The organism is Niabella aquatica, from assembly GCF_054779315.1.
Genome location: NZ_BAAGYM010000013.1, coordinates 96,149 through 109,832, shown reverse-complemented (window position 1 = coordinate 109,832; position 13,684 = coordinate 96,149). Strand labels below are relative to the sequence as shown.

General features: G+C 42.9%; 10 protein-coding genes. 6 read left to right on the top strand and 4 right to left on the bottom strand.

The genetic code is table 11. The features are described 5' to 3' along the window. The first annotated feature begins 26 nt into the window (after positions 1-26). From ACYVBM_RS11560 to ACYVBM_RS11545, 4 genes are all read left to right on the top strand, one after another. Positions 27-590, top strand: coding sequence for an ABC transporter permease (locus tag ACYVBM_RS11560; RefSeq protein WP_460685816.1), 564 nt, complete (start codon positions 27-29; stop codon positions 588-590). 160 nt (positions 591-750) lie between these two features. Further along, positions 751-3,108 carry an ABC transporter permease gene (locus ACYVBM_RS11555; protein WP_460685815.1) on the top strand — a complete coding sequence of 786 codons (2,358 nt, stop codon included), beginning with the start codon at positions 751-753 and terminating at the stop codon, positions 3,106-3,108. A 171-nt stretch (positions 3,109-3,279) separates the two neighbouring features. Then, a complete protein-coding gene (locus ACYVBM_RS11550) occupies positions 3,280-3,945 on the top strand; it encodes an ABC transporter ATP-binding protein (RefSeq protein ID WP_460685814.1) in 666 nt (221 codons plus the stop codon). Positions 3,946-3,956: 11 nt separating this feature from the next. Beyond that, positions 3,957-5,390 (top strand): TolC family protein, encoded by a 1,434-nt coding sequence (locus ACYVBM_RS11545; RefSeq protein WP_460685813.1) that lies wholly within the window; start codon positions 3,957-3,959, stop codon positions 5,388-5,390. Between the two features lie 55 nt (positions 5,391-5,445). Here the strand turns inward: ACYVBM_RS11545 and ACYVBM_RS11540 are convergent, their stop codons facing one another. From ACYVBM_RS11540 to ACYVBM_RS11530, 3 genes are all read right to left on the bottom strand, one after another. Further along, positions 5,446-6,780, bottom strand: a complete 1,335-nt coding sequence (locus tag ACYVBM_RS11540; protein WP_460685812.1) for a TolC family protein — start codon at positions 6,778-6,780, stop codon at positions 5,446-5,448. 29 nt (positions 6,781-6,809) lie between these two features. Further along, positions 6,810-9,938: an efflux RND transporter permease subunit gene (locus tag ACYVBM_RS11535; protein ID WP_460685811.1), complete on the bottom strand. Its 3,129-nt coding sequence runs from the start codon at positions 9,936-9,938 to the stop codon at positions 6,810-6,812. 92 nt (positions 9,939-10,030) lie between these two features. Continuing rightward, on the bottom strand, positions 10,031-11,089 hold the full coding sequence (locus ACYVBM_RS11530) for an efflux RND transporter periplasmic adaptor subunit (protein WP_460685810.1): 1,059 nt from the start codon (positions 11,087-11,089) through the stop codon (positions 10,031-10,033). 192 nt (positions 11,090-11,281) lie between these two features. Here ACYVBM_RS11530 and ACYVBM_RS11525 point away from each other — a divergent pair, with 192 nt between their 5' ends. Continuing rightward, positions 11,282-11,761 carry a TlpA disulfide reductase family protein gene (locus ACYVBM_RS11525; RefSeq protein ID WP_460685809.1) on the top strand — a complete coding sequence of 160 codons (480 nt, stop codon included), beginning with the start codon at positions 11,282-11,284 and terminating at the stop codon, positions 11,759-11,761. 24 nt (positions 11,762-11,785) lie between these two features. Then, positions 11,786-12,397, top strand: a complete 612-nt coding sequence (locus tag ACYVBM_RS11520; RefSeq protein ID WP_460685808.1) for a thioredoxin family protein — start codon at positions 11,786-11,788, stop codon at positions 12,395-12,397. 72 nt (positions 12,398-12,469) lie between these two features. Here the strand turns inward: ACYVBM_RS11520 and ACYVBM_RS11515 are convergent, their stop codons facing one another. Then, positions 12,470-13,597 carry a 5-(carboxyamino)imidazole ribonucleotide synthase gene (locus tag ACYVBM_RS11515; RefSeq protein WP_460685807.1) on the bottom strand — a complete coding sequence of 376 codons (1,128 nt, stop codon included), beginning with the start codon at positions 13,595-13,597 and terminating at the stop codon, positions 12,470-12,472. Positions 13,598-13,684 lie beyond the last annotated feature (87 nt).

The window sequence follows — 13,684 nt, the reverse complement described above, 5'->3', positions numbered from 1 at the left end:
TGCAGCAAAAAGTAATGCCGATCATAATGGCCAACGTACAATTTGCCAATATCTATCGCTACCTGTCTTTCAGAATAAAACCGGGCCATCTTTCTCCAAACATTAGTGCGCTGCAGCAAAAATGGGCTGTAGTTATGAACGGGGCACCCTTTGAATACAAATTTATGGATGAAACCCTGGCCACCTTATATAGATCAGAGATCCGGTTAAAAAAGGCTTCTTATGTAGCAACAACACTGGCATTGATCATTGTGTTACTGGGCATAGCAGGGCTGGTATCTTTAAATATTCAACGCCGCACTAAAGAGATCGGCATCCGTAAAGTATTAGGGTCATCGGTTATAGGCGTTCTTATTTTATTTATAAAAGAGTTCCTGGCAGTAATCCTGACCGGCGGCCTGGTAGCCTGCCCGCTCGCCTACCTCATGATGAACGGCTGGCTGCAGGAGTATGCTTACCGGGTAAAGATAGGCGCTATGCCTTTTATTATCTCAGTGTTTGGTTTAGCGCTGATCACCATTTTACTTATTGGCTTACAAGTTTCAAAGGCTGCGTTAATGAACCCGGTAAAGAGTTTGAGAACGGAATAAATCCGCTCCCTCCCCTTCCGGCTTGTCGATCGGAATGGAAGAGGAAGCTTATGAAATGAATAAATGAATCTTAAAATAGATAACGAATTAATAAAAGACTTAAATAGGCAATAACGTCTGAATACTCAGCGCTCAGATCCTAACACTTTATACTCATATTATGATAAAAAATTATTTTAAAACCGCATGGCGCAGCCTGCTCAGGAATAAAAGCTTTGCATTTACCAACCTGCTGGGTCTAACCCTGGGCATCACCTGTACAATTCTTATCCTGTTATGGGTACGGGATGAACGGACCTACGATAAGTTTCATGTAAACTATGATAATATTTCCGTGGTAATTGCCAACCGTGAATTTACAGATGGTGTTTTTACGGATTACAATATGGTGCTGCCTCTTGCACAGGCTATTGAGCAAACAAGCCCTTTGGTAAAAAATGCCGTGGTCACCACATCCGATTATGACCTGATCCTTAAATATAATAACACCGCATTTAAAAAAAACGGCCTGACAGTAAGCGGGCATTTTTTCAGCATGCTTTCCTGGAAATTCTTAAAAGGCAATCCTGCCACAGCAATCAACGATCCGGCATCTATAATATTGACACAATCTGCAGCAAAGGCAATGTTTGGTAATGCAGATCCCCTGAATAAGGTCATAAGAGTGGAAGAGGAAAACAGGAATGCAAAAGTCACGGCTGTTGTTGCTGACCCGCCGGGCAATTCCAGCTTTCAGTTCGATTTTATCCGTCCGTTTAATTATGCAGATCCAGAATTGAAACGCCTGATGAATGAATGGGTTAATTCATCCTGGCGCGTATATGTGCAGGCGGTGCCAGGCACTGATATCAATCAGATAAATAAGGCCATTAATGCAATAAAAAAGCAACATGACCCCCAGGACAAAAGCATCTACTTCACTTTCCCCATGAGCAAATGGCGCCTGTACAGCGAATTCAAGAATGGCAAGAATACCGGCGGCATGATCGAATATGTGCGGCTGTTTACCATTGTGGCTATTATTATCTTATTAATCGCCTGCGTGAACTTCATGAATCTTTCGACGGCCCGTTCCGAAAAGCGTGCAAGGGAGGTCGGTATCCGTAAAGCACTGGGCAGCAGTAAACCAGCATTGATCATGCAGTTTTTTTGTGAGTCGGTTATTTTGGTAGCGGCAGCCTTTTTACTTTCCATCATTACTGTTTATTTACTGCTGCCGGCTTTTAATACACTGGTAAATAAACAACTGTTTCTTGACGTCCGTCAGCCCTATTTCTGGCTGGGGTCTCTTGTAATTGTTGTATTTACCGGTGTCATAGCAGGCAGCTACCCGGCTTTATATTTATCTTCCTTTAGCCCTGTAAAAGTATTGAAAAGTACATTCCGGTTTGGCCGTAACGCCGCTTTGCCCAGGCATTTTCTGGTGGTAATACAATTCGTAGCTTCTATATTGCTCATTTCAGCTACCGTTATTGTATACCAGCAAATGCAGCACATCAGGGACAGAGATATAGGGTATAATGCCAATAACCTGATCATGATCCCGGCAACCAATGATATCCAAAAGAATTTTACGGCCATAAAGCAGGAGCTCACGGCAAGCCGTACCGTACAATTCGTTACACGCTCTAACTCACCCATTACGCAGGTGCAGTGGAAAATGGGTGCTCCTGACTGGAACGGGAAACCACCGGACCTGAGTATTATTTTTTCAGGAATCCGCACGGATGTGGATTTTACCCGTACAATGGGAATCAAAATGCTGCAGGGGCACGATTTTGAAGGCATGCCTTCTGACTCAGGATCTATACTGCTTAATAAGGCTGCTGTAGAAGCCATGGGATTAGAAAAACCTGTGGGAACAGAATTACGCTTTGGTGATGAAAAATATACGGTAATTGGCATCACCGGGAATGTAATCATGGAATCGCCCTTCCTGCCGGTGGATCCCATGTTTACTTTTTATAACCCAAGTGCCACCAGCGTAATTTCATTGCGGCTGGGCGGGAACGTGCTGCCGCAAAAAGCGCTGCCGCTTATTGAATCTGTATTTAAAAAATACAATCCTGCATACCCCTTTGAATACCAGTTTGCCGATGAAGAATTTGGCAGGAAATTCATAACAGAAGCGCTAATCGGTAAGCTCACAAATATTTTTGCAGGTCTTGCGATTTTTATTTGCTGTATTGGTTTGGCGGGGCTGGCATCTTTTACCATCGAAAAACGCTTCAGGGAAATCAGTATCCGGAAGGTGCTGGGTGCAACGGTACAACAGGTTTTGCTGTTAATATCCAGCCAGTTTCTAAAGCTTATTTTAATTTCATTTATCATCGCTTTACCGCTTACCTGGTGGCTTATGGATCACTGGCTGGGAAAATACACCTACCATATTGAGATCAGTGCGTGGATTTTTATAATAGTAGGGTTACTGGTTTTATTGCTGGCATTAATAGTAGTATGCCTGAATGCCAGACGAGCTGCTACGGCAAACCCCGTCAAGGCATTACGAAACGAATAGTTATTGGTGAATAATGACAGGATGTTCGAAAGGATTCATACCCCTATAGGGACCGATGAATTACAAATGGCAGGTGATAAGAGATAAGAAAAGTAAACAGAATATTCATATGTGTAACCCCGAAACCGGCAATAACAAACAAACAAATAAATCATAATATCAAATAAAATCATGGTACAGTTAAAAGGGATATACAAGTGGGTAAACAACGGCAACCAACGTATTTTTTTATTGAAAGACATTCATCTGGATATAAAAGAAGGAGCGTTCGTTTCTGTAATGGGCCCTTCGGGCTCCGGTAAGTCAACACTTCTAAATGTTATAGGTATGCTGGATGGCTTTGACGAAGGCGAATACAATTTTTTAGACACATCCGTGCACCAGCTTAAAGAAAAACAAAAAGCCAGCTTATACAAACAGCATATCGGCTTTGTATTTCAGGCTTATCATTTAATAGATGAACTTACCGTATATGAAAACATAGAAACGCCTTTATTGTATCAGAATGTAAAAGGCAGCGAAAGAAAAGCGATGGTGGCCGACATCCTGGACCGGTTCAACATCGTAGCGAAGAAAGATTTATTTCCCGCCCAGTTATCGGGCGGCCAGCAGCAATTAGTGGGTGTTGCCCGTGCATTGATTGCAAGACCCCGGCTGCTGTTAGCAGATGAGCCTACCGGTAATCTCAACTCTAAGCAGGGAGAAGAAATTATGGAACTGTTTAAACAGCTGAATAAAGAGGGCATGACTATTATACAGGTTACACATTCAGAAAAGAATGCCGCTTATGGGAACCGGATTGTAAACCTGCTGGACGGCATGATCAGTAATGCTTAAATTATTTACGGATGAAAAAAAACAGAAAAAAGAAAATACAATTCCTGTTGGCGATATTGATGTTGCATACTGTTACTATTATTGAAGCGCAGAAGATTATGACGTTAAGGACGTGTGTGGAAACAGGTATCGAAAAAAACTTTGATATTGAGCAGCGCCGCATTGCCGAAGAATCAGAAAAGTTAAATTACAAACAGGCAAAGCTCAATCTTTTACCCGATCTGAACGGCCAGGCAGGTTACAGCATCAATCAGGGACGCAGCATTGATCCCTTCACCAATTCACCAGTCACACAATCATTTAATGCTTCCAGCTATAGCCTGAGCAGTGGTATCATATTGTTCAGTGGCCTGTCAAAAATGAATTCAATGAAACAGGCTGGTCTGGGCTGGCGGGCTTCGCAGATGGAACTACAGCAGCAAAAAGATAACCTGACAATCAATATTATTCTGGCTTACCTGCAGGTGTTAAGTCTTACAGAGCAATCGGCTATGCTGAAAGAGCAGGCGGCACTGTCGTTCAAACAGGTAGAACGATTGACCACCTTAAATAATGAAGGTGCTGTTAAGCCATCAGATCTTTCTGATCTGCAAGGCCAATACGCCAACGATGAACTGGCCATAACTGATAATCATAACTATCTGGAATCTGCAAAGCTCAGCCTGTTCCGCCTAATGAATACCCCTTATGACGAAACCATCATTTTTGAAAAAGTTGACGCTGATGTGTTATCTCTGCCACTGCCTGACCGAAAATCTGTTTACGAAACAGCCCTGCACAATCTGGCGCTTGTAAAAGCGGTAGACCTTAGGACACAAAGCGCTCGAAAAGCCTTAAAAGCTACTAAGGGAGGCCTATGGCCCACTTTAAGTTTGGGCGGCAACTTTTACACACAGTATTCAAGCGTTGCCACGCAGAGCAGCCTGTTAAACACACAGTTTGCGCCATCAGAAAATTATGTATTTGTAAACGACCGGCAGGTGCCCGTATTTGAAAAGCAATATAATTATGCGCAATCCCGTATTACGTTTGAAGACCAGCTGAACAATAATCTTAATTCCTCGCTGGGCGTTACTTTAAGAGTGCCGCTATTTAATGCTTTGCTGCAGCGAAATAAAATCAAGCAGGCGCAGTTGGAGGTACAACGCAACGAAGTCACTGCAGCCGATACCAAGAGACAGCTGCAGCAGAATATTGACCAGGCTACGCTGAACAGGCAAACAGCTATAGACCGCTACAAAACCTTACTACAGCAGGTAAGCGCCTATAAGAAATCTTTTGAAGCCGCAGAGGCCAGGTTTAATGAAGGTGTTGGAAATGTTATTGATTATCTTACCGCAAAGAATAATCTGGACCGTGCTACCCGGGGTTTGCTAAATGCACAATACGACTGTATCCTGAGAAGCAAAATACTCAGTTTTTATCAAAATCATTCTTTATTCTGATAAAGTTATTTTATACGGATATCAGCCTGGTGTAATAAAAAATAATTGCTTACAATTATTTTACAATATCTCCCTTCAGCCTCAGTAATTCTGTTTCCGCTACCTTTAAATTATAACGCGCTGCTATCAGCCTGTCGTATGCCTGGGCAAGACTTAATTGTGCCTCCCTAAGCTGTACCAAGGTAGCGGCGCCCAGCTTATAGGCTTCAAATACAATATTTACATTTTCCTCTGCCAGGCGGATACTCTCTTCCTCCAGGCTCAGAAATTTTTGTTGCTGCTGGTAATCTTTAAATGCATTGATCACAGACAGGCCGATCAGCGAGCGCTGGTTATCATAATTCAGCTCCTGCAGCCGGATGCTCAGCTGATCCTGTTTTATCTGCCGCCGTACCCTGAACTGGTTAAAAACAGGAATCGTGGCAGTAAAGCCATAATTATAGCCGTTTAACTGGTTAAATAAAGTGGAAAAATTATTTAAAACTCTTTTATTGATGGTTCGGCTGTAGTTGTAAGCTGAACCAAAAGCGATGGTAGGCCACATACCTGCCCTGGTCTCTTTCAGTGTATATTTTGCAATATCTATACCCGAGCGTGCCCGTAAAAGAGCAGGATTCGTTTTCTCAAGGCTTTGCTGAATATCACCTAATGCAATGACGTTATTTAAAGGGATCGTATCCGGAATAGAAAACTCATGCTCTCTGATATTGCTGTTCATAGCCTGTATCAGTTGCTGCTTTAATTGCCCGATCAGTGTTTCCTGCTGCATCTTTAATGCTTTCTGCGCATTAAGGTCTACTTTGCTTTGCAATACATCGGGTTTGGCTCCGCTGCCGATCTCCAGCTTATATTGTGCCAAACGGGCCCTGTCGTCATTTAAACGGATCTGCACATCGGTAGCTCTTACCTGTTGCTGCTGCCTGGCAATATTATAATAGGTAGTAATGATCTGTGCAATAGTATTGACCACCTGCTCCTTTATGCTGTACGATCCGGCTTGCAGTAAAGCTGCAGATTTTTCCCGGGTCGCAAACATCTTAAAACCATCAAACAGCACCCAGTCGAGGCCCACACTTGCCTGTAAGTTATTGGAGCGTATCCCCGATGATTTACGTTCTGTACCATCTGCCAGGGTTTGGCGCTGGGCATTGTTATTAAAGGTTCTACTGGCATCTGCATTTACCGCTGGCAGGAAAACGGCATTGCGATAGCTATAATCAATAGCAGCTACCAACGAATCGTTTTTAGCAATCTGGATATCATAATTATTTTGCAATGCGGTAGCAACTGCTTCCTCCAATGTCAGGATGCGCTGGCTGCGGACACTGGTGAATACAACAACAGTGGCAAGCATTCCTAAACAAATCTTACTAATATATGCTGATTTCATGCTGTTATATCAAATGCTGATGACTAAATCTACTCTTTTATATCAACCTGTTCCTTATTATCCGGCAGATCCATTTTCTTTTGCTCATCTACCAAAATCTCCTCAAAAGTTTTCACTTCCCTGTTAGACGCCATATAAGTATAAATAGCCGGTAATACATATAGGGTAAGTATAAGCGAAAATACAATACCGCCCACTATTACGATACCCAAAGGAATTCGGCTGGTGGCAGCAGCACCTAATGACAAGGCAATAGGCAGGGCGCCTAAAGCCATGGCCAGGCTTGTCATTAAAATAGGCCGTAAACGCTGCCCGGCGGCGTACACTACTGCTTCGTGTTTACCTTTACCCTTAGCCCTGTTTTGATTGGCAAATTCCACGATCAATATCCCGTTCTTGGTTACAAGGCCGATCAGCATAATCATTCCTATCTGCGAGAAAATATTAAAGGTTTGACCAAATATCCACAATGAGAGAAAGGCGCCGGCAAAGGCCAGCGGCACTGTAATGATAATAATAAACGGATCGATAAAGCTTTCGAACTGTGCAGCCAGGATCAGGTAAATAAGGCCTATGGCCAGTAACAGCGCAAACATAGTATTACCGCTGCTTTCTGCAAAATCGCGTGCAGAACCGGTGAGTGAAGTGGTGAAGGTTTCATCCAGCACTTTCTGGGCAATCCTTTCCATTTCTTTTACGCCGTCACCTACCGTATGCCCTTCAGTAAGCCCCGCTGAAACAGTAGCTGATTTATACCGGTTAAAGTGATAAATGGTAGGTGGTGTGGTGGATTCTACCGCATTGGTAATATTATCAAGGCTGATTAATTGCCCTGTATTATTACGTACAAAGATCTTTTTCAGATCTTCAGGATCATCACGGTCTATACGGTCTACCTGCGCCATTACCTGGTATTGCTTACCGCTACGTGTAAAATACCCCAACCGCTGGTTACTGTATGCCGTTTGTAAAGCCTGCGAAACATCGGCAATAGAAACCCCTAATTGTGCAGCCTTAAGACGGTCTACATGTATCCTGAGCTCCGGTTTATTAAATTTAAGATCAGCGTCTACCTGTTGTAAGATATTACTTTTATTCGCTTCTTCCAGGAACTCGGGAAGTACCTCTGACAATTTATTAAAATCATTATTCTGCAAAACAAACTGAACCGCCTGCCCTCCCCGCCTGTTTACCTGTATCGTTTGATCCTGTATAGCAAATGCCCTTGCCTCGGTAAATTGAGAAACATGCCGGTTTACATAATCTACGATCTCCTTTTGCGAACGTTCCCGCTCATTGGGCTTTACAAGCCTTACCCTTACCATTCCGGTATTGGCAGACCCGCTCATCCTGGAACCTGTTATAGACAGAACAATTTCCTTCTCAGGGATCGAATCAATCAGGAACTGAGACACCTTATCTACGTATTGATCCATTGCGAGGAATGAGGTGCCTTCCGGCGCAGTAAGATTCAGCCGGAACTGGCTTTTATCTTCCATAGGTGCCAGCTCAGATTGAATATTGGTAAAGATCACATAAATGATCCCGAAGCAGGCAGCAATGATCACCCAGGCCATCCAGCGCCATTTCATAAATCCTTTTAAGGTACGGTCATAAAAGTTTTCCATGCCGGTGAAAAAAGGTTCTGTTTTCCTGTAAAACCACGAGTGATCGTGTACATTTTTCTTTGAAATAAATACATTGAGCACCGGTGTAAGCGTAAGCGACACAAAAGCTGAAATGAGCACGGCACCGGCAACCACTATTCCAAATTCACGGAAAAGACGGCCCACGAAGCCTTCCAAAAAAACAATGGGCAGGAACACCACTGCCAGCGTAATAGAAGTGGCGATTACTGCAAAATAAATTTCCTTCGAACCTTCCAGGGCGGCCTTGCGTTTACTCATGCCCTGCTCCAGTTTTTTAAATATATTTTCTGTTACCACTATGCCATCATCTACCACAAGCCCCGTTGCCAGTACAATAGCCAGTAATGTAAGCACATTAATGGTATAACCCATAATGTACATGATAAAGAAGGCCCCTATAAGCGATACCGGTATATCGATCAGCGGCCTGATGGACAACAGCCAGTCGCGGAAGAAAAGATAAACGATCAATACTACCAGCCCGATGGCTATAAGCAGGGTTTCTTCTACCTCAAGAATAGACTTTTTAATATACTCCGTCTGATCCAGTGCAATGTTCAATTTGATATCAGGTGGCACCTCTTCCCTGATTTCTTCCAGGCGTTTGTAAAACTCGTCAGAGATAGATACATAGTTAGCACCTGGCTGAGGTATTACTGCCAGCGCGATCATAGGCACTGCACTTTCCTTTAAAGCGCTTTCTTCGTTCTCAGGGCCCAGCACCACGCTGCCCACATCTTTTATACGGATATCACTCCCGTTTACATTTTTGATAATGACACCCGCAAACTCTTCTTCGGTATCCAGGCGCCCGAAGGTTCTTATCGTAAGCTCGGTATTGTCTCCCGAAAGCTTTCCTGAAGGAAGCTCGATATTTTCTCGGTTAAGCGCCAGCCGTATTTCTTCCGGAGTAACATCAAAAGCAGCCATTTTATTAGGATCGAGCCACAAACGCATGGCAAAGCGCTTTTCCCCCCATGTATCAATACTGCTTACCCCCGGAATAGTTTGCAGCCGGTCTACCAGGATATTGGTAGCATATTCCGTTAACTCAAGCGGATTTTTGGTATCGCTCTGCACCGTCATTGAAAGGATGGGCTCAGCGCTGGCATCGGCCTTACTCACAGATGAAGGAGATTCGAGGTCGGGCGGCAACTGTCTTTGAGCGGCAGCTACTTTATCGCGTACATCATTGGCAGCCGCTTCAAGATCAACGCCTACATCAAATTCTACATTAATGCTGCTGCTTCCGTTGCTGCTGCTTGATGTTATATTTCTGATGCCCGGGATACCGTTAATCGCATCTTCAAGAGGCTCAGTGATCTGAGATTCGATAATATCGGCATTAGCTCCGGCATAAGTGGTACGTACACCAATGTTAGGTGGGTCAATAGCCGGATAATCTCTTACTCCCAGGAAATTAAAGGCAATTATTCCAAAAACAATAATAACAACGTTCATTACTATTGCAAGCACCGGCCTCCGTAAACTTAATTCAGCAATATTCATTTCAGAAGTGAATGATTAAATGGTTCATAGCTCATAGGAAAGGTTCGTTGACCTCCATATTCATACACCGACTATCCATCACAAACTATCAGCTATTTATTTATAATTTTGCCTATTTCTATTTTTGATCCCGGCTTTGTGGTCATAATGCCAGTGGTCAAAATCGTATCTCCGGCTTTCAGTCCTTTTATTATTTCTACCCTCGCCGAATCCCTGGCTCCAATTTCCACATCCTGGTACAACGCTTTACCACCCTGGTATACAAGAACCTGCTTTCCTTTTATAGTAGGAACCACAGACTGAGAAGGCACAAAAATAGCGTTGTTATTGGGGGCAAATCCTATTTTTACTTTGGCAAAAATTCCGGGAACCAGGCCGGTAGTTCGGCCCTGCACCCTGGCCCTGATCAAAAGGCTCCTGTTTGATACCCCCACATTCGATTCGGTAGCATACACTTTTGCCGAATACACATGATCGCTGCCCTGCACTGTAAAACTCACCGTCTGACCTATGCCCGTTTGGCTTATATACTTTTCGGGAATAGAAAAATCCAGTTTCAAATCACTCACCTGGTTGATGGTGGCAATCACATCAGCCGGTGTAACGTAAGCACCGGGACTGATATTCCTAAGCCCCAGCTTTCCACTGAAAGGGGCGCGCACCTCAGTACGGTATATCTGTGTTTTAATGACATCAATATCAGCACGTATATTGTTCAGGTTAAGAACTGTGGCATCATAATCGTTACGGCTGATTCCCTGAATTTCGAGCAAACGGGAGGCCCTGGTTTCATTACTTTGAGCGATCGCCAGCTGGGATTGTAGTTTTTTTAGCTGAGCCTGTAAATCACCATCGTACATCTTGGCAAGTAAAGTGCCCTTCCCTACTGGTTTCCCTTCCGAAATATTGAGTTGCACCAGGCGACCCGATACTTCCGGGCGTATTTCAGTAACCTCATTGGCCACTATAGATCCCGGCACTTCAACCAGTTCAGCGAAAGCTTCAGTAGCAACAATATATCCTTCCAGTTTGGGTATAGCACGCTGTTGCCCGGCTTTGGCCCTGGCATCTTCCTTTTTCGATCCACAAGCGGCAAATAAGCATACAAGCGATGCGCTTATAATAATTTTGCAAATAGGTTGTACAATCATCAAATATCGTTGAGCTTTAAAATTAAGCAGGGAACTTACATAAGACGTTAAAAATCTGAACTTCCTGCTGAAAAGCCCGCCTATTATTTTAATTTCCGCCTGTTTTTATGATCATAAAATCATCAATTACAATATCCCGGTAAAACATTCGTTATAAATAAAGGTATTTTTGTTATCGGTTAATTGAGAATAATGATGAAAGGATTTATTTCGATCTTTATTTTACTGATATCATTGCATGTAAACGCACAAAAAGTACAACTTATCAGGTTGGATGATCTGGAAAAACGGATCAGCAATGGCAAAGACACTTTTTATGTGATTAATTACTGGGCTACCTGGTGCGCACCTTGTATTAAAGAATTGCCTTATTTCGATCAGCTTCAGAAAGCCAATAAAAACAAGCCGGTGAAAGTATTATTGGTAAGCCTCGATTTTCCGTCGCAGTACAAAAAAAAGGTGATCCCTTTTATTGAAAAAAGAAAACTGACGTCTGAAGTTTTTTTATTGAACGAAACCGACCAACAGGTGTATATAAACCGCATCTCCCCACAATGGTCGGGGGCTTTACCGGCAACGGCTTTTATTAACAGGGTAAAAAATACAGCGCAGTTTTTTGAGCAGGAATTCAGCTACAAACAGCTGCTCGACACTTTTAACTCGCTACAGTAGTCATAAAGTATAAAATAAAGGATTATGAAAAAAATACTTTTCCTGGTGCTACCGGCATTTTTCGCTTTAGCAATCATTGCACAAAATACTGCCGGTTATGCCATAGGCGATGCAGTAAAACCCTTTTCCTTAAAAAATATTGACGGGAAAAATGTAGCGCTCAGCGATTATAAAAGTGCTAAAGGCTTTATTCTTGTTTTTACCTGTAACGAATGCCCTTATGCCAAGGCTTACCAGCAAAGAATTTTAGCGCTCGATAAAAAATATGCAGGTGTGGGCTTCCCGGTACTGGCTATTAATGCGAACGACCCTGTAGCCCAGCCTGCAGACACTTACGAGAAAATGCAGGCAAGGGCGAAAGAAAAAGGATTTACTTTTCCTTATTTAAGCGATCCGCACCAGTTGATTACCAAACAATTTGGCGCTACCAATACACCTCATACATTTATTATTGCAACAACAGGGAGCAATTACACCTTACACTATGCCGGCGCTATTGACAATGACACAGAAAATTCAAATCCGAAAAAAAAGAGGTATGTAGAAGATGCTGTTGATGCGCTCCTTGCTCAAAAAGAAGTGCCTACTACCCAAACCAAAGCCATTGGCTGCGGGATAAAATGGAAAAAAGGATAAGAGTGCTACGTATTACCGATTCAGTCCGCATTTTTTTTATTAATCGCCAGGAGATCCCTCATAACTAAAATATTATTTCTTCGCAATCACAGATAAATTGTATTTGATCCTGTTAGCTTTATGCAGCAGATCAGCTTTTTCATGGCTTACTATAGTTACATGCCCCATTTTCCTCCCGGGTTTTGTATCCTTTTTTCCATAAATATGAAAAAAGGCGTTTTCTATTTTCAACATTTCTTCCAGCCCCTCATAGTATGCCTCACCGCTAAACCCCTCAGCACCAATAATATTTTGCATTAATGATGGCATTATAGCATCGGTACATCCCAGGGGATAGTTTAGCATTACGCGCCATAACATATCAAACTGCGAGCTGTAATGCGCTTCGATCGTATGATGGCCGCTGTTGTGTACGCGGGGAGCTGTTTCATTCACCAAAACATCACCTTCAGGCGTTACAAACATTTCTACGGCAAAAATACCGGGTGAATTAAAGTTCCTTATGGCAGAAAGCGCTATAGCTTCCGCCTTAAAATATACCTCCTGGTCCAGTTCGGCAGGGCAAAGCTGATATGCCAGCAAGTTAAGACCTGGATCAAATACCATATCTACAGGTGGATATAAAGTCATCTTACCGTCTGTGCCCACAGCAATCATCATAGCGATCTCCTTTTTAATATCCACCTTTTTTTCCAGTACGCTTAATGTATCAAAACCTTTCGTTATTTCGCTTTCATCATTTATTACCTGCACTCCTTTCCCGTCATAGCCACCCTCTGCAAGCTTGTGTACAGCGGGTAAAAAAGCGATATTTTGCGCAAGATCATCTATGCTATGTGTAAGCAGGTAGGGCGAAGTTGGTATCTTATGTTCAGAGTAATAGCTCTTTTGTAATGCCTTACTGCAAATGATCCTGAGCACAGAAGGTTTAGGAAACACCTTTACCCCTTCCTTTTCCAATTGCTCCAGCGCATCAATATTTACGTTTTCAATTTCTATAGTAACGGCATCCAGCTTTTTTCCGAACGCGTACACATCATCATAGTTTTTTATATCCCCTTTTGTAAAATAATGGCATAAATGAGCTGCGGGGCAATATCCGTCATTTTCCAGCACATAAGTTTCTACCGGGTAATTAGCTGCTGCCTGCAATAACATACGGCCTAATTGTCCGCCGCCTAAAATTCCAATTTTTTGCATGGCGCAAAGATAGGAAGGCAACAGTACTGCATCACCAGGATTTATAACATTTACTTAGGCAAACTTTGAAGGTTATCTTTTAATTTT